We start from the raw sequence: 19,703 nt of genomic DNA, 5'->3' as shown, positions 1-19,703 counted from the left end.
CTCTCGGCTCAGCGGTGGGCGGCCACCAGGTCGTTGGCGTACTGCTCGCCGACGGACACGGCCGCGCCGTGGTCCTCGATCGGGTCGACCGACGAACCTGGGAACACGATGTAGGTCACCGGGCCGTCCGTGCCGCCGGTGGACGGGTCGGGGTCGATGCCCAGGCCGCTGGCCGCCGCGTAGCTGGCCTCGCCGATGATGCCGGTCGGGCCGGTGTCGCCGACCACGGCGTACTCGACGTGTCCGTTGTAGACGATCGCGACGACCGAGCCGCCGTCGAGGCCGTAGTCGCCGTAGTCCCAGGTGCCGGACGGGCTGGGCAGCACGATGTAGGGGAGTTCGGCGGCGTTGAGCGGCTGGTCGTCGGAGGTGTGGAACGCGGTGTCCGGGTAGAAGCAGCAGTCGGTGTCCTCGTTGCACTGCGTGGTGCGCTGGCCGTCGCAGTCGATGTCCATGTCGGCGGTGTAGAACACGGCGCCGTCGGTCTGGCAGACCGGAACGTCGCCACCTTCGCCCTCGTCGGTTTCGTAGGTGCCGTTGGAGATCTGGTCGCAGTTGGAGACGGCGTCGAGCAGTTGTTGTGCGGTGGGGCCGGTTTCGACCCGTGGTGCCGCCTGAGCGGCGGGCGTGACCAGCACGAATCCGGCGATGAGGGCCAGCGCGGCGAGGGCGGCGAACGGTCGGAAGCGGTGGCGCATGAGATCTCCCCGACAGAGTTAGGAAACTTTCTTAACGAGTATGCGCACAGTCGCCGGACGTACGCAAGGGGTGACTGAGGGTTCGCTGAGGTACGCGTGCGGACGTAGTCGTGGTGTCGCCTGCGCCCGGATGCCCGGTGGTGGGCCGGGCGACCAGACTCGAATCCGTTGTGGACCTCGTGTTCGAAGGATGTGGCTCAGATGCGTGGATTGGTTGTCTTGCAAGCGATGTCGTTGTTCACGGCGGTGGCCGGGATGATCATGCAGATCGCCGCGGGCATCGACTACCCGACCGTGCCGCCCGGCCCGATCATCCTGGGCGTGGTCGGCATCGCGCTGCTGGCGGTGCGCCGGGCGTGGGTGCCGGTGGTCGGGGTGCTGGCGCCGCTGGTGATCACCGTCGGCGGGGTGATCGAGGGTTCGAGCTGGGGCAGGCTCGCGGATCCGGGTGAGTTCGGTCAGTTCCTCGGCACCGCGTTGCAGTGGATCGGCATGCTGACCGCGATCGCGTTCGGGGTGGCGGTGGTGCTCCGGTCACGGGCCGGCACGACCGCAGCCGTCTAGCGGCCGGCCAATGTGGGACTCACCGGGCCGGAACGGGGGACACGCCCAGCCGGAGTGGGGGACACGCCCAGCCGGAGTGGGGGACACACCGGGTCGGAGCGGGGGACTCACCGGGTCGGAGCGGGGGACACGCGCGGTCGGAATGGGGGACACGCCCGGTCGGACGGGGGGACACGCCGGATCGGAGCGGGGGACACACCCGGCCGGAGCGGGGGACACGCGCGGTCGGAAGGGGGGACACGCCGGGTCTGAGTGGGGGACACGCGGGGGTTAGCGGGATTGGGGGAGTTTGACTTTCTTCTTGGCGCCTCGGGCGGACGGGGGTGGGACGACCGGGCCGATGTCGCCGTCGGGGGCCTCGTCGAGGTCGACGATGACCGGGGCGTGGTCGCTGGGGCCGGTGCCCTTGCGCGCGTGCCGGTCGACCCAGGCGGCCTTGACCCGCTCGGCGACCGGCGCGGCGGCGAGCACCAGGTCGATGCGCATGCCGAGGTCCTGGTGGAACATCCCGGCCCGGTAGTCCCAGTAGGTGAACACGCGCTCGGCCGGCCACCGGTCGCGCACCACGTCGTGCAGGCCGAGCTCGACGAACGCGCTGAGCGCGGCCCGCTCCGGCGCGGTGACGTGGGTCTGCCCGACGTAGGCCTCGGGGTCGAAGACGTCGGCGTCCGCGGGGGCGATGTTCATGTCGCCGCACAGCATCGTGTCGCGTTCGTCGGCCGCGACCACCTCGCACAGGGCGGCCAGCCAGGCAAGCTTGTAGTGGTAGTGCTCGGAGTCCGGGGTGCGGCCGTTGGGCACGTACAGCGAGTGCACCCGGATGCCGCCGCAGGTCGCGGAGACCGCGCGGGCCTCCGGGTTCGGGAAGCCGGGCATCCCCGCGAAGCCGACCTCGACGTCCTCGAGCCCGACCTTCGACAGCAGTGCCACCCCGTTCCACTGCGCCTCGTCGCTGACCGCGACCGCGTACCCGCGCTGGGCCAGCTCGTCACCGAGCAGGGCGGTGAAGGCCTCCTCGGTCAGCTTGGTTTCCTGCAGGCACACCACGTCGGGCTGCCGCTGGTCGAGCCACGGCAGGAACCGGGGCAGCCGCTGCTTCACGGAGTTGACGTTCCAAGTAGCCACGCGCACGCCGTCCACCGTAGCGCCGTCCACCGACAGTCTCGAAAAGCCCGTCGCCGGATGGCGGTAACGCGACCGCCGCGGCGCCGATACCTCCCATCGTGACAGTCAATTTATCTCGGCGGGTCGCTCTGGTTCGCAATAGTTTCGTCGTCGCCGGCGCGCTCGTCCTGAGCCTTTCCGCGTGCGGTTCGGAAACACCTTCGGCGTCCAGTTCGCTGTCCACTACGGAATTGCCGTTGTCCACAAGTTCTCCGACTTACACCTCGGAGACCACGACGTCGACCACGACATCCACCACGACGGCACCGGTCACCACGACCAAGGCGAGGCCGAAACCGAAACCGCCCGCGGTCACCACGCGGAAACGCGTCCCGGTCACGACAACGCACAAACCCGCCCCCAAGAAGAGCAACTGCGATCCCAACTACACCGGCGCTTGCGTTCCGATCGCCAGCGATGTCGACTGCTCAAGCGGCAATGGCAACGGCCCGGCATATGTCGTGGGCCCGGTCACGGTCGTCGGCAGTGACATCTACGACCTCGACCGCGACGGTGACGGGGTTGGCTGCGAGAACGGCTGATCAGCTCGCGGCCTTGATCGCCGCCGCGAACTCGTAGTCGCGGCGGAAGTCGGCGCCGGTGGGCGCGAGGATCACCCGCTCGACCCCGGCCGCCTCGTACTGGGCCAGCAGTTCCGCCGCCGCCTTCGGGTCGTCGCCGACCGCGGGCGCCACGATCGTCGCCTTCACCGCCGGTCGGCCGATCTCGGCCAAGCCGGCGGCGACCTCCGAAGGTGACAACCCGATCGAGGCCCACCCGTCGGCGAACCGCGCCACCCGGCGCAACGCCCGCTTCCCGTTGCCCGCCACCACGATCGGCGGCACGGCGGCGCCCGGCGCGATGGCGACCTCCACGCCGTTCTCCACCACGGCGGTCTTCCCGGCGATCAGGTCGGGCAGCACTGCGAGCGCGGCGTCGGTGCGGGCGCCACGGTCGTCGTAGGACAGCCCGCTGGCCCGCCACGCCACGTCGCCGTGCGCGGGGTTGCCGGTCCCGACGCCGAGCACCAGCCGGTTGCCCGACAGGATCTGCAGCGTGCTGACCTGCTTCGCCGCCCAGGCGACCGGCCGCAACGACAGCAGCAGGACGTTGTAGCCGATCTTGATCCGGTCGGTGACCGCCGCCGCGGTGGCCAGCACGGCGGTGCTGTCCAGCATGGGCGCGCTGGCCACGAGGTGATCGGTGGACCAGACCGAGTCGAGCCCGGCTTCCTCGGCGAACCGGGCGCTGGCCCGCACGTCGCCGACGATCGGATTGGCGGGGTCGGGCGTGGACGTCGGGAGGATCACGCCGATTTCGACTGTCATGTCCGGAGCAACCACGACAGGCCCCATGGCCTTCCCATCTCAGCCAGTGAAACCACGTTCCTGCACGGTCCAGGTGTTGCCGTCGGGGTCGGCGAAGTCGAAGAAGCTGGCGTAGTCGCGGCGGTCCGGGTCGAGTCCGGGCCGGTGCTCGCCCTGCCAGTCGAGGCCGGCCTTGTGCCGGATGGCGCTCGGCGCGAGGCCGCGTTCGGTCAGCTCGCGGTGCGCGGCCGCGAGGTCGGTCACGACCAGGAAGGTGGCGCGGGTCGAGCCGGGCTGGGCGTTGGTGAGCCCGATGCCGAACTGCACCGACGCCGCCGACCCGGGCGGGCTCACCTGCACGACGCGGAACCCGTCGTTGGGCCGGTAGTCGACGTCGAGGGCGAAGCCCAGCCGCTCCGTGTAGAACTCCAGCGCGCGGTCGACGTCGCTGACCGCCAGCGTGAGCACCTCGATGCGGTAGTCCATCACGCACCCCGCTTGGGTGCCTTGGCCCGGCGCGGCAGGTGGGGCAGGTAGATGGGCGGGACCGGGCCGAGCGCCGGGGTGATCACCGGAGCCGGGTCCTTGCGTTGCGTGGTCATGGCTGTCCTTCAGTGCGTCGGGGCGAGGTCGCGGTCGATGCCGTGCGGCACCACGGTCTGCCCGGGTTCGAGCGCCAGCTTGCGGTCGTCGAGGTAGACGTCGACCAGGTCGGGTTCGAACGACACCCAGTCGGACACCGGGGCCACCTCGGGCCAGGCCTGCGGGTACGACCAGGCGGCACGCTTGTGCTCGCCGATGTCGTAGTAACCGGCGAAACCTTTGTAGGGGCAGAAGGTCTGGCCTTCGACCGACGTGAGCGCGTCGGGCTTGATGTCCTCGCGCGGCACGTACCAGCGCGGCGCGAACCCCGACTCGTAGAGCGCGAGCGGGTGGTGGGTCTCGGCGATCACCTGGGCGCCGTCGCGGACCACGAGGTGGCGCGAGGTCCTGCGGATGTCGATGCGGTGGTACTGGTCGGCGGCGTGCCCGACGATGCGCTCGTCCTCCTCGTAGAAGGCATCCATCGCACGCCACGCGAACGCCACCCGGTCCCGCAGGATCGCGGCGTGCTCGGGCAGGTCGGTGAACTGCCACGCCGCGTGCTTCGCCTGCGCCTGCCCCGCTCGCACCGTGAACCACGCCGTCGCGCCCAGGTCGCGGTGGTCGGTCGTGCGGGTCTCGGCCGCGAGCACGCCTTCGGCGAGGTCGGCGACCGGGAAGAACGCGACCGGGTAGCGGCCGGGTTCGTGCAGCAGGACGACGTCCTCGCTGTCGGCCACCCACTGGTCGCCGAAGCGCACGCGCATCCGGCGGCGCAGCGACTCCGCGAACAACAGACGCTCGGGAAGCGGCTGCGCCACCAGGAACTGGCCGACCGCCTTCGTCGCCAGCGGCCCTTGTTGCCATGCCAAGCCCATCTCCGGCTCCTCTCTAACCTTTTAAGCTTGTTTAGAAGGTTAGGTAGCAGTAGAGTAACCTGTCAAGAGGTAATTTGGAGGTTAGGTAGATGGTGGACGAGAAGCTGCTGCTGGAGCTGCTCAACACGACGCCGATCGTGGACGGGGCACCGCGCGACGACCTGGCCGGCGCGGGCCTCCGGTGGCTCGCCGAGCACGACCTGCCGGTGTCCGACGCCGAGCTCAGCGCCCTGCTTGACGTGCGAAGGACACTGCAGGATGTGGTGCGCGGCGACGCCGGTCCGGCGTCACTCGGCCGCTTCGTCGACGGCGTGCGCCGTACGGCCGGGTTCGACGGCGACGGTGTGACCTGGACCCTGGACCTGCCCGCCGGCCGGTCCGGCGCGGCGCGGGCCGTGCTGGCCTGGGACGCGCTGCGGGTGTCGAGCCCGGGGCGGCTGCGTCCGTGCGCCAACCCGGAGTGCCGCCGGTTCCTGATCGACCACAGCAAGCCGAACAGCGCACGGTGGTGCTCGATGGCGTTGTGCGGCAACCGGATGAAGGCACGCAGGCACTACCGGCGCACGCGTACCGGAGCGGAGGACTGATGGCCACGCTGGTGTCGCTGAACGTGGGCATGCCCAAGGACGTGCCGTGGGAAGGCAGGACGGTCCACACCGGGATCTTCAAGCACCCGGTCGACGGGCCGCGGATGGTGCGCAAGCTCAACGTGGACGGCGACGGGCAGGGTGACCTGGGCGGGCACGGCGGCGAGATCCGGGCCGTGCTGGTCTACCAGCGCCAGTCCTACGAGCACTGGCGCGACCACCTCGGTCGCGACGACCTCGAGTACGGCCAGTTCGGCGAGAACTTCACCGTGGACGGCATGCCGGACGACGAGGTGTGCATCGGCGACCGCTACCGGATCGGCGAAGCGGAGTTCGAGGTCACGCAGCCGCGTGTGACGTGCTTCCGCGTGGGCATGCGCCTGCGCGAGCCACGGATGCCGTCGCTGCTGGTGGCCCACCGCAGGCCCGGCTTCTACTTCCGCGTGATCAAGGAGGGCCGGGTCCAGGCGGGCGACGAGATCGTCCGCACCCACCTCGGGCGCCACCGGATGTCGGTCGCCGCCATCGACGCGCTGCTCTACCTGCCGGGCCGGGACGTCGAGCAACTGCGCAAGGCCGTCGACATCCCGGAGCTGAGCCCGGGCTGGCGCGGGTCGTTCGAGGACCTGCTGGCCGGCGGGTCCTCGCCCGCGATCGGCACGGACCCCGCGTGGCCGGGGTTCCGGCCGCTGCGCGTGTCCCGGGTGGTGCCGGAGAGCACGACGATCGCGTCGGTCCACCTGGTCGACCCGTCGGGTGCGGCCCTGCCCAAGGCCAAGCCGGGCCAGTACCTGACGTTGCGTGCCGCCGGGGCCGTGCGCAACTACTCGCTGTCGGCCGCGTCGGACCGCGAGTACCGGATCAGCGTCAAGCGCGACGGCATCGTCAGCACGTATCTGCACACCGCGCTGGCGGCGGGCACCGACCTCGACGTCGCCGCGCCACGCGGCGAGTTCGTGTTGCCGGACGCGGGCGACGGGCCGGTGGTCCTGCTCTCCGCGGGCGTCGGCGTGACGCCGGTGCTGGCCATGCTGGCCGCGTTGCGACCCGGCCGGGAAGTCTGGTGGCTGCACACCGCGCGTTCCGCGGCGGAGCAGGCGTTCGCCGCCGAGGCTCACGAGCTGGCGTCGGCGTTGGGTGCGCACGAGCACGTCTTCCACACCTCCGAAGGGCGCCGGATCGACCGGGAAACCCTTGCCGCGCTTGATCTTCCGCGCGACGGGCAGGTGTACATGTGCGGGCCCGAGCGCTTCATGGCCGCGATGCGCGGGCTGCTGGCCGAGCTGGGTATCACGGACATCCGCGAGGAGGTGTTCGGTTCGCTGTCGTCGATCAACCCGGGCATCACCGACGCCGTGACGGCCACGCCGCACCAGCCGCCCGGCCCGGTGGGAACCGGCCCGGAGGTGACGTTCGCGCGCAGCAACCTCACGGTGCGGTGGGGGCCGGGTTACGGCAGCGTGCTGGAGCTCGCCGAGGCCTGCGACGTGCCGACCCGCTGGTCGTGCCGGACCGGCGTGTGCCACACGTGCGTGACGCCGGTGCTGGCGGGATCGGTGAGCTACCGGCCGGATCCGCTGGAGCCGCCGGAGCCCGGCTCGGTCCTGGTCTGCTGCGCCCGCCCGGAAAACGATGTGGTGCTGGACCTCTGAGTAGGGTCGGCCGGGTGCCGACTTGGGTGTTTCGCGGAACCGTGCTGCCCGACGACGTCGAGGGTGAGGTCACCGCCGGCGCGGGTGAACCCACGCGGTTGCCGGGCCGGTTCGCGTTGCCCGGTCTGGTCGACGCCCACTGCCACCTCTCGGTGACCGCCGACGACGACGGTCCCTACCTCGGTGCGCCCCGGCTCGCCGAGGAGAACCTGGCGAAGCTGGCGCGCCAGGGCGTCGGGCTGGTGCGCGACGTCGGCGGCGAGCGGACCGCGACCCTGCGACTGGGCCCGCGCGACGGCCGGCCCGAGGTCCAGGCGGCCGGCCGGTTCTTCGCGCCCGAGGGCCGCTACTTCCCGCGGATGCACGAGCCGGTGCCCGAAGCCGGGCTGGTCGCCGCCGTGCACCGCGAGATCGACGACGGCGCCCGATGGATCAAGCTGGTTGCCGACTTCCCGCTCTTCGTCGACGGCGAGCGCGTGCCGGGTTCGACGCCCGAGCAGACCTACTCGACGGCGGCCGTGGCCGCGGTCGTCGGCGCCGCGCACGAGCGCGGGGTCCGCGTCGCCGCCCACTGCACCACGGAGCTGGCGGCGGCCCTGATCGCCGCCGGCGTCGACTCGATCGAGCACGGCACGGCCCTCACATCGGACGACATCGCCGCCCTCGCCGCCCGCGGCGGGGGCTGGACGCCGACGTTGACCGCGGTTCTCGGCGCGGACCCGGCCGGCTACAGCGAACGTGGCCGCGCCTTGTCGAACCGGTTGAGCGAACTGCTGCCGCACGCGATCGCTTCGGGCGTGCACGTGATGACCGGCTCGGACATCGTGGGCTCGGTCGCCGGCGAGATCGCGAAGCTGGTGGAGCACGGCGTCACGCCGGAAGCGGCGCTGCGCGCGGCCACCACCAGCGCCCGCGAGTTCCTCGGCGTCGCCGGCACCGACCTCGTCACCTACGACAAGGATCCCCGCGAAGACCCGGAAACCCTGCGCCACCCGGCGGCCGTTGTGCTGCGTGGAACTCGCGTCAGCTGAACCACTGTTTCGCGCTGAGCGAAGACCGGCCCGCTCCCGGGCGTTCGTCGGCAGACTGGGCCGATGTCCGACGAACAGAGCCTGCGCGCTGCCGAACGCCGCCTGCAGGCGGCCCAGCTCGCCTCCGATGTGGACGCGCTGGCCGAGTTGATCGACGACGCCGCCCGGTTCACCGGTCCCGACGGCGCCCTCGCGACCAAGGCCGACGACCTGGCCGTGCACGCCAGTGGCCGCCAGGTGCTCAGCCGGCTCGACGAGGAGCACCTGGACGTCCTGGCCACCGCCCGTGTCGGCGTGACCTGGTTCCTCGGCACGCTGCAGGCCACCGTGGACGGCCAGCCGATCACCGCGCGCATGCGTTACACGCGGACCTGGCTCGCCGACCCCGAATCCGGCTGGCGCGTCATCGCGGCGCACGCGACGTTCGTGCAATGACAGATTGTCGGCAAAACGGCCCGCGCTGCCCATGGCCGTGCGCAACACGTGAATGCCGCGCCCCACTCTGTTGACAACTGACTCCACAGGGCACTGCTGACCAGCGGAAACAGGACACGTTCACAACACTCCTCGAACGTCGTGAAATGTTCAGTTGACCGACAGAAATAGTCATTCCGCTGGCTAACTTGGCTCGGTTCCTACCCCTGCCCAGCTTGGAGGAATCGTGTCACGATTGTCCAAATCGGTCGCGGCAGCGGCCTGCTTGGCCACGGCGGTCGCGCTGGTGGTCACGCCGGCCGCGGCCGCGGGGCCAAGCCCGAATCCACGGGTTCCGTTGGGGCCCAGCGGTTCCGCGCCCGCCGGAGCGCACCGGGTCGGCGCGGCGGCCGCGGACCGGCAGCTCTCGCTGGCCGTTGCGCTCAAGCCCCGGGACGCGGCCGGGCTGCAGCGGTTCGTCGCGGACGTCAGCGATCCGGCGTCGCCGAACTACCGGCACTACCTGACCAGTGCGCAGTACAACGCGCGCTACGCCCCACTGCAGTCCGATGTGGACAAGGTGCGGGACTACCTGCGCGGCAACGGTCTCAAGGTCACCGCGGTCGCCGGCAACCGGCAGGTGGTCGACGCCGTCGGCACCACCGCGCAGGTGCAGGCCGCGTTCGGCACGTCGATCGGCGACTACACCGACACGACGGGGAAACGCTTCTACGCCAGCGACAATGCCGTCTCGGTGCCGCAGGACCTCGCCGGCACCGTGCGAGCGGTGACCGGCCTGACCAACCGCGAGGTCGCCCACCGCGCCAGCGGCCCGGCCGGTCCCAGCGGCCCGGGCGGCGGCTACACGCCCGCCCAGTTCCGCACCGCCTACAGCATGAAGAACCTCTCCAGCGCCTACAACGGCTCCGGCCAGACCGTCGGCTTGATCGAGTTCGACGCGTTCAAGCAGTCCGACATCAACGCCTGGACCCAGTACTTCGGCCAGCCTTCGGTGACCCCGGAGGTCGTGGCGGTCGACGGCGGCAAACCGAGCCCCGGCAGCGACCAGCTGGAAGTGACTCTGGACATCGAGGCCGTCGCGGCCACCGCCCCGGGGGCCAAGCAGGTCGTCTACGAGGCACCGAACTCCGACAACGCGTGGGTCGACGAGATGGCCCGGATCGCCAGCGACAACAAGATCACGATCCTGTCCGGCTCCTGGCTCAACGGCGAGAAGTGCGAGTCCGCGCCCATCCAGGCCTCGCACGACTCGTACACGCAGATGGCCGCGCAGGGCGTGACAATGCTGTCCGCGTCCGGTGACTGGGGCGCGACCGGCTGCGGCTACCAGGGCGACAACTCGACCATCCAGGCCGACTTCCCGCCCAGCGACCCGCTGTTCACCGGCGTCGGCGGCACGCAGTTGCGCACCAGCGACAGCGCGGGCACCTACCAGTCCGAGTCGTGCTGGAACCAGGGCAGCAGCGGCAACACCCGCTCCGGCGGCGCCTACTCGTCGATCTTCGCGCGGCCCGACTGGCAGCCCGGCACCAACCAGTACCGGTCGGTGCCCGACGTGGCGCTCGACGCGGACTACGGCGCGGGCGCGTTGTCGGTCTACATGAACGGTGGCTGGCAGGACGTCGGCGGCACGAGCCTGTCGTCGCCGCTGTGGGCCGGCTACATCGCCATGGTCAACCAGAAGGCCAAGGCGGCGGGCAAGGGCAACCTCGGCGGCATCAACCCCACGCTCTACGCCGTCGCCAAGTCCGCGCAGTACTCGTCGACCTTCCACGACGTGACGTCCGGCAACAACGGCACGTACAGCGCGGGCACCGGCTACGACCTGTGCACCGGCTGGGGTTCCCCGCAGGGCGACAACCTCGCCGACCCGCTGATCAACGGCGCACAACCACCCGCGGCCAACGACTTCTCGATCACCGCCGACCCCGCGTCGGTCAGCGTGGACCCGGGCCAGGCGGTGACCACGACGATCAAGACCGCGGTCGTCAAGGGCAGTGCGCAAACGATTGCGTTGTCGACAAGTGGACTTCCTTCGGGCGTCACGGCTTCCTTCAACCCGACCTCGGTCACCGCGGGCGGTTCCTCGACGCTCACGCTGACCGCGTCGTCCTCGGCGTCGCCCGGGCAGAGCAGCGTCACCGTGACCGGCACGGCCACCGACGCGACGCACACGGCCGCGGTGTCGTTGACCGTCAACGGTTCCGGTCAGGGTGACTTCTCGCTGAGCCTCAGCCCGGCCTCGGGCACGGTGACGGCGGGACAGTCCACTTCGACCACGGTCAAGACGGCCGCGGCGGTCAACGGCTCGGCGGCGTCCACCGGCGACTCGGCCACGGGCACCCAGCTCGAAGGCTCCAGCCCGGGCGCCTCGCCGAGCGTGGTGAACGGCAGCCCGACCACGGTGGCGAAGTACCCGTTCATCATCTCCGAGCACCGCACAGGAGGCGTGCGCCCGCAGGAGCAGTCCTGCACCGGTTCGGTCGTGGCCCCGCGGGCCGTGCTGATCGCGGCGCACTGCAAGTTCGCCCAGGGCGACCCGAAGTACCTGATCTACGGGCGGGACAACCTGGCGGACACCAGCAAGGGCACCCGGATCGAGATCGCCGAGTTCCGCATCCACCCGGACTACTCGCCGCAGGACGACACCGGTTGGCGCAACGGGCACGACGTCGCGATCATCTTCACCAAGACCGACATCCCGGTGCCGGCCGGGATGGTCTACCCGAAGATCGCCACCTCCGCCGACACGTTGCCGGTGGGCACCCAGGGCACCGCGATCGGCTACGGCAAGACGGAATCGAGCGACAGCGGCCAGAACACGCTGTTGCGGGAGGCCGTGCTGCCCGTGATCGACGGTCAGAACTGCAAGAACATCGACTCCATCTTCAACCCGGCGACGATGTTCTGCGACGGTTACGCCGACGGCCACATCGGTCTGTGCCAGGGCGACTCCGGTGGCCCGTACTACTACAACGGCAAGATCTACGGCGTCTTCTCGTGGCTGCGCACCAACTGCATGGGCGCGGACGTCCACGCGCGACTGTGGAACGACATGGGCGACTGGGCCAACCAGCAGATCGGTGGCAGCCCGCCACCGCCGAACGGTGACATCGCGTTGTCGGCGAGCGGCCTGCCCTCCGGGGCGACCGCGAGCTTCAACCCGACGTCGGTGAGCGCGGGCGGCTCGTCCACGCTGACCATCGCCACGAGCGCGTCCACGCCGGCCGGCACCTACCAGTTGACCGTCACCGGCAAGAACGCGACGGCCAGCCACAACGCCACGTTCACGCTGACCGTTCAACCGGGCACGTCGGGCCCGATCACCGTGCAGGACCCCGGCTTCCCGATCACCCAGCACGGGACGCCGGTGAGCCTGCAGATGCACGCGAGTGGCGGCACCGGCAGCTACACCTGGTCGGCCACCGGCCTGCCGACCGGGCTGTCGATCAACTCGTCGACCGGGCTGATCACCGGCACGCCCGCGCCGAACAACCGGATCTTCGACGTGACGGTGACGGCAAGGGACAGCGCGGGTGGCAGCGGAAAGGTGGTGTTCCACTGGTACATCTACTGATCGAGTGACCGGATGACGGATTGACCGGCGGCCCCGGCGCAGGGCCGCCGGTCAGTCCCACTCCCAAGCCAGGCCGACGATCCCGGGCCGGGAGTCGGTGACCACGAGGTGCGCGGTGCGCGACGCGCCGATCCACAGTGGAGCGCTGACGTGGCGCGGCGCGTGCACGTTGGCTTGGCGGTAGGGGACGCAGCCGACCGGCACCGCGCCCTCGAACTCCACCTGCAGCACGTACTGGCGGATCGACCGGGTGAACCGGTGGTGGAAGAACGTCAGCTCCGGCCCCGGTGGGAACCGCGAGGTGTACTCGACAACCGTGCGCTCGCCCGCCGCCAGCCGCTGGTCGAGCAGCAACTCGCACACCGTCGCCCCGGCGGCGTGGTCGGCGCGGACCCGCCCGAGCCGGCAGTACTTCAGGTCGGTGGGCGTCGCGGCCGTCGACGCCTCGGTCCACAACAACACCAAGGTGCGGTCGACCTGGTCGGCGACGGCCTCCAGCACCAGGCGCGTGCGCAGGGTCCGCAACTGCCGGTCGGCGCCGACCAGCACGTGCTCGTGCACGTCCAACGGCCGGATCCGGTTGTCCGGCGGCGCATCGAGGGCGGCGAGCAGCGGTCCGTGCGTGGGCCAGAGCCGGCGCCGGTCGATGGCGTCCGGCTCGGCCTTGCTGCCCCGCCCGCGCGGTCGCGGCGGCCCGAGCAGCGACACCAGCGACTCGGCCGGCAGGTCGAGCACGGTCTCCAAGCTCCGCACGGCCCGTAACGACTCGGCCCGCTCGGGCCGGCTGCGCCCGTGCCGCCAGTAGCTCAACGCGGCCCGGCTCACCCGGACCCCGTGTGCGGCAAGGTGGTGCTGCACGCGTTCGAGGCTCAGCCCGCGGGTGTTGAGCGCGTGGTCGAGCACCTGGGCGAACGTGCCGTGCCGCAACAACCGGCGCAGCTCCCGATCCGCGGGAAGCGACGGTGCACCCGGCATCGCACACCTCCCAAGTGACCGGCGATCATCCCGTCCACTATCGGCGCCCGGCGGCTCGCGGTCCAGCCCCCGGCGATCACGCTTGCCGCTTGCGTGGATCGCCACCCGCCGAAGTCCGCCAGCGTCCGGGTGACACGCCGTGGTGGCGCTTGAAGGCGGCGGCGAACGAGAACTCCGAGGAGTACCCGAGCGAGCGCGCGACCGCGGCCAGGCCGACGTCACCGTCGCGGAGTTGTTCGCGGGCCAGCGCCATCCGCCAGTCGGTCACGTAGGCCAGCGGTGCCACGCCGAGCAACGCGGTGAAGCGGCGGGCGAACGTCGCGCGGGACACCGACGCCGTCGCGGCCAGGTCGGCGACGGTCCACGGGCGGGCCGGGTCGGCGTGCACGGCACGCAACGCGGGGCCGACCGCCGGGTCGTCCATGGCGCGGAACCACGCGGGCGCGGCCTCGAGGTCGGCGGCGAGCTGCTCGCGCAACGCCTGCACCAGGATCACGTCGAGCAGGCTGTCCAGCAGCGCCTGCTGCCCGGGTGCCTCGCGCAGGACCTCGGCGGCGAACACGTCCATCGTCGCGCGCAGGCTGGACCCGGTGGGCGCGCGGACCACCGTCAGGTTCGGCAGTCTCGCGAGCAGTCCGGCGCACAGGTCGCCCTCGAACGAGTACGCGCCGCAGAAGAACGTCGTCGCATTGCCCGGTCCCGTGCCGTACGCCAGCTGCTGCGCGCCGCCGGCCGGGTTGACGGGCCGGTGGTCGGTGAACGAGACCACCTCGGTGTCCGGCGAGTGGGCCATGAAGTGCGGCGACGGCCCGCGCACCAGCACGATGTCGCCGGACAGCACGTGGCGCGCCTGGCCGCGCTCGTGGGTCCACGCGAACGCCTCGCCGCCGAGCAGCCCGTGGATGGCGAGCTTGGCGCCGACCGGGAACCGCACGCCCCAGCGGCCGTGCGCCGTCGAGTGCGAGAACGCCGCCCCGCGCGCCCGCGAGCGCTGCAACAGGTCTGTGAGGACGTCCATGCGATGAGACGATCGCACATCTTTTCGCGCGAATCCAGCATGGATGCCGTCACCGTCTGCGGGTTTCCTGGGTGTCAGGAACTTCGAAGGGAGTGGGCGACGTGCCCAAGGCAGTGCGGTTCGACGAGTACGGCGACGTGGATGTGTTGCAGGTCAGGGAGGTGCCCCGGCCGCAGCCCGCGGCCGACGAGGTAGTGGTTCGCGTTCGTGCCGCCGGGATCAACCCCGGCGAGAACACGATCCGCAGCGGTGCGCTGCACGACCGGTGGCCGGCGACCTTCCCGTCCGGGCAGGGCAGCGACCTCGCGGGCGTGGTCGAGGAGGTCGGCTCAGCGGTGCGGACGTGGACGGCCGGCGACGAGGTGATCGGCTGGGTCGACACCCGCGCGAGCCACGCCGAGCTGGTGGTGGTTCCGGCGGCCAACCTGGTGCCCCGCGACCCGGCGGTGCCGTGGGAAGCGGGTGGCGCGCTGTTCGTGGCGGGCACGACCGCGCACGCGAACGTGCGTGCCGTCGGCGCCGGCCCGGGCGACACGATCGTCGTGGCGGGGGCCGCGGGTGGCGTGGGTTCGCTGACGGTGCAGTTGCTCCGCCACGCCGGGGCGACGGTCATCGGCCTGGCGAGCGCGGCCAACCACGACTGGCTGCGCGTCCACGGCGTGGTCCCGGTGACCTACGGCGACGGCGTCGCCGACCGCATCCGCGCGGCGGCGCCCGACGGCGTGGACGCCTTCGTCGACACCTTCGGCGACGGCTACCTCGAGCTGGCGCTCTCGCTCGGGGTGGCCAAGGACCGCATCAACACGATCATCGACTTCGCCGGCGCGGCCCGCCTCGGCGTGAAGGCCGAAGGCATGACGGGTTCGGCCAACGCCGAGGTGCTGGGGGAGCTGGTCAAGCTGGTGGCCGCGGGCGACCTCGAGGTCCCCATCGCCTCCACGTACCCGCTGAGCGAGGTCCGCGCGGCCTACGAAGACCTGATGCACCGCCACACGCGCGGCAAGATCGTGCTTGTGCCGTAAGGGATCTACTGCCCGTAGGAGTACCGGAGGTCGGCGAACAACAGCTGGTTGAGCCGGCGGCGCAGGTGCCCGGTCTTGCTCTCGTCGGGCGCCTCGCCAGGGGTCAGCAAGGTGAATCGCGCCAAGGTCCCGCCGTCGGCGGCCGGGGTCAGGTCGAAGTGGATCTCGTCGGTCGCGCGGTCGGCCCACAACGACGACCACACCACCCGCGCGGGCTTCTCGGCCGCGATGACCGTGGGCTCGGTTTCATCGGCCAGCAAGGCGAGCCACGATCGGTCCACAAGGGACTCCCACACCACGGCGGGCGGTGCGGGCAGCTTCCGGGCCCGGGAGCCGAACTCGATCACCAACCCGAGTCTAGGCGGCGCGGCCGGCGCGAGCACCGGCCGCGCCGCACCCCCAGATCGGGCAGGCAGATCAGGCCGCCGCGCCGAACCACTTCGTGAGCTGGGCGGCCAGGGAGCCCTGGTCTTCGCCGACCCACGCGACGTAGCCGTCCGGGCGCAGCAACACGGCCGGCACGTCCACTTCCTCACTCACCTCGACCACGTGGTCGACCCGATCCGCCCAGCTCCCAACGGAAAGCCGGCCGGTCTGGTCCAGCAGCACACCACGCCCGGCGTGCATCAGGTCGTAGAGGCGGCCCTGCTTCACCGGCACGTCCCGCAACCGCCGCCCCACGAGCGGGTGATCCGACCCGAAGTCGTAGCGGATGCCGACCCCGATGACCTTCTCCATCAGGAACCGGTTCACCTCGTCGAAGTCCATCAACCGCTCGAACAGGCGCCGCACCGCCTGCGGGCCCGGCTCCGGGGTCAGCAGCAAACCCTGTGCCCGCAAGAAGTCCAGCACGTCCGCGGCCACCGGGCGGCGCTCCGCTTCGTAGCTGTCCAGCAGGTCCGCCGGCGCCCAGCCGTGCAGCGTGGCCGCCAGCTTCCAGCCGAGGTTGAACGCGTCCTGCACACCGAGGTTGAGGCCGTTGCCGCCCAGCGGTGGGTGCACGTGTGCCGCGTCGCCCGCGAGGAACACGCGACCGTCGCGGTACCGCGTGGCGAGCCGGGTGCCGTCGCCGAAGCGGGTCACGAACCGCGGGGTGTGCGCGCCGAAGTCGGTGCCTGCGGTCTCCCGCAGGCGCTGCTTGAACTCCTCGAGCGTCACCTCGGCCGTGCGGTCCGCCGCCACCTCCTTCGCTTCCAGCACCATGCGGTAGGCACCGAGGTCGTGCGGCGCGGGCCCGAACCGCACCGCGGGCGAGCCGAGCTCGGCCGCCGCCTCGGCCATCTCCTGCGGCGAGAGCGTCACCTCCAGCTCGCTCAGCAGCCACTCCTTGCCCGACGGCTCACCCGGGAACTCGATCCCGAGCAGCCTGCGCACGGTGCTGCGCCCGCCGTCGCAGCCCACGAGGTAACGCCCGCGCACCTGCGAACCGTCGGCCAGGGTGGCGGTCACCCCGGCGTCGTCCTGGTCGAGCCCGGCCACCGCGCACCCCCGGCGGACCTCGGCGCCCAGCTCCGTGCAGCGCTCGGCGATGAGGCGTTCGGTGGTGGTCTGCGGGATGCCGTGCACCTTGTCGTACGTCGTGTCCAAACGCGACGGTGCGGGCTTCATGATGCCCGCGAAGTACCCGGTGAGCGGGTATTCCTTGATGTGCGGGCGAAAGCGCTCCAGCAGGCCCCGCTGGTCCAGCACCTCGACGGTGCGCGCGTGCAGGCCGAGCGCCCGCACCTGCCTGGTCGGTGCCATCCCCTGCTCCAGCACGACGACGCGCACGTCGTGCAGCCGCAACTCGGCGGCGAGCATCATGCCGGTGGGTCCGCCACCGGCAATGATCACGTCGAACATCGTTCCCCCAATTCGCATTTCCGCTTTCGGCCGGCGAATTGTGGAGCACGACCGGGGCCTTGCCGCAAGGCCCCCTGTGCGCTATATGTTGAAGTGGGGAGAGGGAGCGCAGGCCTCAGCCGCGCAGGATCAGGCAGCTCGACGTCGCTTCGGCGAGCAGTTTTCCGTTGGCATCACGCAATTCCGCGCGGGCCAGGGCCGTGCGCGAACCCAGGTGCACGACCGTGCCGGTGCAACTCGCCGGCCCGGTGTCGGCCGTCCAGCGGCGCAGGAACTTCACGTTCAGGTCCAGGCTCGTGTAGCCGACGCCGGCCGGGAGCATGCTGTGCACGCTGCACGCGGCGGCCGAGTCCAGCAGCGTCGCGTACACGCCGCCGTGCACCGACCCGATGGGGTTGTAGTGGAACTCACCGGCGTCGAGCACGAACGTGACCTTGCCCTCCTCGACCTCGCCGAGGGTGAAGCCGAGGGTCTCCGCGATCGGTGCGGCGGGCAGTTCGCCGGAGGCGATGGCGCGCAGGAACTCCAGGCCGGTGCGCCCGGCCGCGCCGGCCGCGGTCACCGACGGGTCGCCCCACGTGTACCCGCGCTTGCGGTTCTCGATGTCAGTCAACGGTTCTCCTCGTGGGTCGCCTTCGTGGGTCGCCTGGTGAGCCTGCGGTGCAGGGCGGGGCTGGCGGCCGGACCCGGCGCGAACCGCACGTCCAGCTCGTCCAGCGGCCGGCCGGTGGCGCGGTCCACCAGCACGGGGTCGACGGGCGTGCCGTCGCGGTCGACCGGGCGCATGACCAGGTCGTCGGCCGGGGTCGCGCGCTCGTACCAGGCGTAGAACGCCAGCAGCACGGAGTGGAAATCGCGTCCGCGTTCGGTGAGCACGTACTCGTGGCGCACCGGCCGCTCGGTGTAGGGGCGCCGCTCGAGCAGGCCCGAGTCCACGAGCGCGCGCAGCCGCTTGGTCAGCATCGCCGGCGCGATGCCGAGACTGCGTTCGAACTGGTCGAACCGGGTCAGCCCGCCCAGCGCGTCACGCAGGATCAGCAGGCTCCACCAGTCGCCGACCTGGTCGACGCCGCGTGCGATCGGGCACTCCGCGTCCCGGAAACTCGTGCGCCGCATGGGCACCTCCAGCAGTGACTACCAAGATGATAGCCGCTATTCCCGCGGGCGCAGCCCGTCGAGGACCACGTCGAGCAAGGCGTGCACCTGGTCGACGCCCAGCGGGGCCGTGCGCAGCAGCAGCCGGTAGTAGATCGGCGCGTACAGCGCTTCCGCGGCGGCGGCCACGTCGACGTCGGCCCGCAGCTCCCCGTCTCGCTGCGCCTTCGCCAGGCGGGCCCGCCGTGGCCCGTCCGCACGGTCGAGGAGCTGCTCGGCGAGGCCGCGGGCGACCGCTTCGTCGCCCTGCGCCTCGGCGATCAGGCCGGTGTAGAAGCGGGCGAAATCCGACTGGAAGAGCCTGGTGACCGCCGTCATCTGCGCCTTGAGGTCGGCCGTCACGTCGCCGGTGTCCGGCATCTCGCTGACCGCGCCGACCGCGTCGATGAGCACGTCGAGCAGCAACGCGCCCTTCGACGGCCACCACCGGTAGATGGTCTGCTTGCCGACCCCCGCCCGGGCCGCGATGGCCTCGATCGTCACCTTGGCGGCGCCGCGGTCCACCGCCAGCGCGTAGGCGGCTTCGAGGATCGCCCGGTGCGCGCGCTCGCTGCGCCGTGCGGCGTTCGGGGGAGTCATACCCGCGACCCTATCGCGACACGAGACTAGACGTCTCGTCTTGACACGCTGCTGAGCCCGCGGCAAGCTGTGTCGAGACGATACGCACCGTCTCGTGAGGGGAATCCAATGCAGATCATCAGCCGCATGTGCATGACCGCCGACGGCTACGTGACCACGCCGGACGGCATCCCGCCGCAGGTCGTCGACCCCGTGCACGGTCCCGGCAGCCACGGCATCAGCGACTTCATTGTCGGGTGCGAAGCCGTGCTGATGGGGCGCACGACCTTCGAACCCGCCTTGGCCGCCGACCCCTGGCCGTGGCCGGACCTCGAGGTGTTCGTGCTCGGCTCGCACCGCACCCCCGGCGCACCGGACGACGTCGTCTTCGACGACGACCCCGTCCGGCTGCTGGAGAAGCTGCGCGCTGCCAACAAGGGGCGCGACGTCCACCTCGTCGGCGGCCCCCGCACGATCGAGACCTTCCGCGCCCTCGGCGTGGTCGACAAGCTGGAGTTGGTGGTGCTCCCGTTCATGGTCGGCGCCGGCATGCGGCTGTCGGAGTCGCTCGACCCGCGGACCGGGCTGTCCTTCGAGAGCTCGCGACCGCTGCCGGGTGGCTCGGTGGAGATCGTCTACTCGGTGGCGGCGGTCTGAT

General features: G+C 71.2%; 21 protein-coding genes. 8 read left to right on the top strand and 13 right to left on the bottom strand.

Annotated features, from left to right (window positions below):
• Positions 1-8 precede the first annotated feature (8 nt).
• Positions 9-698, bottom strand: coding sequence for a glycoside hydrolase family 75 protein (locus EV186_RS21815; protein WP_133851139.1), 690 nt, complete (start codon positions 696-698; stop codon positions 9-11).
• Between the two features lie 201 nt (positions 699-899).
• Here EV186_RS21815 and EV186_RS21810 point away from each other — a divergent pair, with 201 nt between their 5' ends.
• Positions 900-1,262 (top strand): hypothetical protein, encoded by a 363-nt coding sequence (locus EV186_RS21810; protein ID WP_133851138.1) that lies wholly within the window; start codon positions 900-902, stop codon positions 1,260-1,262.
• Positions 1,263-1,532: 270 nt separating this feature from the next.
• Here EV186_RS21810 and EV186_RS21805 read toward each other — a convergent pair whose 3' ends face one another.
• The 5 genes from EV186_RS21805 to EV186_RS21785 form a co-directional block, all read right to left on the bottom strand.
• Positions 1,533-2,402: an exodeoxyribonuclease III gene (locus EV186_RS21805; protein ID WP_133851407.1), complete on the bottom strand. Its 870-nt coding sequence runs from the start codon at positions 2,400-2,402 to the stop codon at positions 1,533-1,535.
• 241 nt (positions 2,403-2,643) lie between these two features.
• A complete protein-coding gene (locus EV186_RS40550) occupies positions 2,644-2,766 on the bottom strand; it encodes a hypothetical protein (RefSeq protein ID WP_279538314.1) in 123 nt (40 codons plus the stop codon).
• Positions 2,767-2,968: 202 nt separating this feature from the next.
• Complete coding sequence (locus EV186_RS21795) at positions 2,969-3,754, bottom strand: LLM class flavin-dependent oxidoreductase (RefSeq protein WP_133851136.1); 786 nt, start codon at positions 3,752-3,754, stop codon at positions 2,969-2,971.
• Positions 3,755-3,793: 39 nt separating this feature from the next.
• Positions 3,794-4,219 (bottom strand): VOC family protein, encoded by a 426-nt coding sequence (locus EV186_RS21790; protein WP_133851135.1) that lies wholly within the window; start codon positions 4,217-4,219, stop codon positions 3,794-3,796.
• 125 nt (positions 4,220-4,344) lie between these two features.
• Positions 4,345-5,193 carry a DUF427 domain-containing protein gene (locus EV186_RS21785; RefSeq protein WP_133851134.1) on the bottom strand — a complete coding sequence of 283 codons (849 nt, stop codon included), beginning with the start codon at positions 5,191-5,193 and terminating at the stop codon, positions 4,345-4,347.
• 89 nt (positions 5,194-5,282) lie between these two features.
• On the opposite strand from EV186_RS21785, the gene EV186_RS21780 reads away from it, so the two are divergent.
• The 5 genes from EV186_RS21780 to EV186_RS21760 all read left to right on the top strand — a co-directional run bounded on the left by EV186_RS21780 (position 5,283) and on the right by EV186_RS21760 (position 12,475).
• Complete coding sequence (locus tag EV186_RS21780; RefSeq protein ID WP_133851133.1) at positions 5,283-5,780, top strand: CGNR zinc finger domain-containing protein; 498 nt, start codon at positions 5,283-5,285, stop codon at positions 5,778-5,780.
• On the top strand, positions 5,780-7,432 hold the full coding sequence (locus EV186_RS21775) for an MOSC and FAD-binding oxidoreductase domain-containing protein (protein ID WP_133851132.1): 1,653 nt from the start codon (positions 5,780-5,782) through the stop codon (positions 7,430-7,432). Before EV186_RS21780 ends, EV186_RS21775 begins: the two co-directional genes overlap by 1 nt.
• A gap of 14 nt (positions 7,433-7,446) precedes the next feature.
• Entirely contained in the window at positions 7,447-8,463 is a 1,017-nt protein-coding gene (locus tag EV186_RS21770) for an amidohydrolase family protein (protein ID WP_133851131.1), read from the top strand.
• A 63-nt stretch (positions 8,464-8,526) separates the two neighbouring features.
• Positions 8,527-8,898, top strand: coding sequence for a nuclear transport factor 2 family protein (locus tag EV186_RS21765; protein WP_133851130.1), 372 nt, complete (start codon positions 8,527-8,529; stop codon positions 8,896-8,898).
• A 226-nt stretch (positions 8,899-9,124) separates the two neighbouring features.
• Entirely contained in the window at positions 9,125-12,475 is a 3,351-nt protein-coding gene (locus EV186_RS21760; RefSeq protein ID WP_133851129.1) for a protease pro-enzyme activation domain-containing protein, read from the top strand.
• 51 nt (positions 12,476-12,526) lie between these two features.
• On the opposite strand, the gene EV186_RS21755 is transcribed toward EV186_RS21760, so the two are convergent.
• The gene (locus EV186_RS21755; RefSeq protein ID WP_133851128.1) at positions 12,527-13,450 is read right to left on the bottom strand and encodes an XRE family transcriptional regulator; all 924 of its coding nucleotides are present in this window, start codon (positions 13,448-13,450) and stop codon (positions 12,527-12,529) included.
• A gap of 76 nt (positions 13,451-13,526) precedes the next feature.
• Positions 13,527-14,468 carry an AraC family transcriptional regulator gene (locus EV186_RS21750; protein WP_133851127.1) on the bottom strand — a complete coding sequence of 314 codons (942 nt, stop codon included), beginning with the start codon at positions 14,466-14,468 and terminating at the stop codon, positions 13,527-13,529.
• A 101-nt stretch (positions 14,469-14,569) separates the two neighbouring features.
• On the opposite strand from EV186_RS21750, the gene EV186_RS21745 reads away from it, so the two are divergent.
• A complete protein-coding gene (locus EV186_RS21745) occupies positions 14,570-15,490 on the top strand; it encodes an NADP-dependent oxidoreductase (RefSeq protein WP_133851126.1) in 921 nt (306 codons plus the stop codon).
• A 5-nt stretch (positions 15,491-15,495) separates the two neighbouring features.
• On the opposite strand, the gene EV186_RS21740 is transcribed toward EV186_RS21745, so the two are convergent.
• The 5 genes from EV186_RS21740 to EV186_RS21720 form a co-directional block, all read right to left on the bottom strand.
• Positions 15,496-15,837, bottom strand: coding sequence for a hypothetical protein (locus EV186_RS21740; RefSeq protein ID WP_133851125.1), 342 nt, complete (start codon positions 15,835-15,837; stop codon positions 15,496-15,498).
• Between the two features lie 70 nt (positions 15,838-15,907).
• Positions 15,908-17,332 carry an FAD-dependent monooxygenase gene (locus EV186_RS21735; protein WP_133851124.1) on the bottom strand — a complete coding sequence of 475 codons (1,425 nt, stop codon included), beginning with the start codon at positions 17,330-17,332 and terminating at the stop codon, positions 15,908-15,910.
• Between the two features lie 115 nt (positions 17,333-17,447).
• On the bottom strand, positions 17,448-17,945 hold the full coding sequence (locus tag EV186_RS21730) for a PaaI family thioesterase (protein ID WP_166659262.1): 498 nt from the start codon (positions 17,943-17,945) through the stop codon (positions 17,448-17,450).
• On the bottom strand, positions 17,942-18,448 hold the full coding sequence (locus EV186_RS21725; protein ID WP_133851123.1) for a winged helix-turn-helix transcriptional regulator: 507 nt from the start codon (positions 18,446-18,448) through the stop codon (positions 17,942-17,944). Before EV186_RS21725 ends, EV186_RS21730 begins: the two co-directional genes overlap by 4 nt.
• A gap of 36 nt (positions 18,449-18,484) precedes the next feature.
• Positions 18,485-19,066, bottom strand: coding sequence for a TetR/AcrR family transcriptional regulator (locus EV186_RS21720; RefSeq protein WP_133851122.1), 582 nt, complete (start codon positions 19,064-19,066; stop codon positions 18,485-18,487).
• A 108-nt stretch (positions 19,067-19,174) separates the two neighbouring features.
• On the opposite strand from EV186_RS21720, the gene EV186_RS21715 reads away from it, so the two are divergent.
• The gene (locus tag EV186_RS21715; RefSeq protein ID WP_133851121.1) at positions 19,175-19,702 is read left to right on the top strand and encodes a dihydrofolate reductase family protein; all 528 of its coding nucleotides are present in this window, start codon (positions 19,175-19,177) and stop codon (positions 19,700-19,702) included.
• The last annotated feature ends 1 nt before the right edge of the window (position 19,703 follow it).

Origin of the sequence: Labedaea rhizosphaerae (genome assembly GCF_004362825.1) — a bacterium.
Taxonomy (GTDB): Bacteria; Actinomycetota; Actinomycetes; order Mycobacteriales; family Pseudonocardiaceae; genus Labedaea; species Labedaea rhizosphaerae.
This window is presented reverse-complemented; position numbering and strand designations above follow the sequence as displayed.

What these genes read in the sequence shown, in the direction of transcription:
- EV186_RS21815 (WP_133851139.1), bottom strand. Translation starts at nt 698, where the DNA reads ATGCGCCACCGCTTCCGACCGTTCGCCGCCCTCGCCGCGCTGGCCCTC.
- EV186_RS21810 (WP_133851138.1), top strand. Translation starts at nt 900, where the DNA reads ATGCGTGGATTGGTTGTCTTGCAAGCGATGTCGTTGTTCACGGCGGTG.
- EV186_RS21795 (WP_133851136.1), bottom strand. Translation starts at nt 3,754, where the DNA reads ATGACAGTCGAAATCGGCGTGATCCTCCCGACGTCCACGCCCGACCCC.
- EV186_RS21790 (WP_133851135.1), bottom strand. Translation starts at nt 4,219, where the DNA reads ATGGACTACCGCATCGAGGTGCTCACGCTGGCGGTCAGCGACGTCGAC.
- EV186_RS21785 (WP_133851134.1), bottom strand. Translation starts at nt 5,193, where the DNA reads ATGGGCTTGGCATGGCAACAAGGGCCGCTGGCGACGAAGGCGGTCGGC.
- EV186_RS21780 (WP_133851133.1), top strand. Translation starts at nt 5,283, where the DNA reads ATGGTGGACGAGAAGCTGCTGCTGGAGCTGCTCAACACGACGCCGATC.
- EV186_RS21775 (WP_133851132.1), top strand. Translation starts at nt 5,780, where the DNA reads ATGGCCACGCTGGTGTCGCTGAACGTGGGCATGCCCAAGGACGTGCCG.
- EV186_RS21765 (WP_133851130.1), top strand. Translation starts at nt 8,527, where the DNA reads ATGTCCGACGAACAGAGCCTGCGCGCTGCCGAACGCCGCCTGCAGGCG.
- EV186_RS21755 (WP_133851128.1), bottom strand. Translation starts at nt 13,450, where the DNA reads ATGCCGGGTGCACCGTCGCTTCCCGCGGATCGGGAGCTGCGCCGGTTG.
- EV186_RS21750 (WP_133851127.1), bottom strand. Translation starts at nt 14,468, where the DNA reads ATGGACGTCCTCACAGACCTGTTGCAGCGCTCGCGGGCGCGCGGGGCG.
- EV186_RS21735 (WP_133851124.1), bottom strand. Translation starts at nt 17,332, where the DNA reads ATGTTCGACGTGATCATTGCCGGTGGCGGACCCACCGGCATGATGCTC.
- EV186_RS21725 (WP_133851123.1), bottom strand. Translation starts at nt 18,448, where the DNA reads ATGCGGCGCACGAGTTTCCGGGACGCGGAGTGCCCGATCGCACGCGGC.
- EV186_RS21720 (WP_133851122.1), bottom strand. Translation starts at nt 19,066, where the DNA reads ATGACTCCCCCGAACGCCGCACGGCGCAGCGAGCGCGCGCACCGGGCG.
- EV186_RS21715 (WP_133851121.1), top strand. Translation starts at nt 19,175, where the DNA reads ATGCAGATCATCAGCCGCATGTGCATGACCGCCGACGGCTACGTGACC.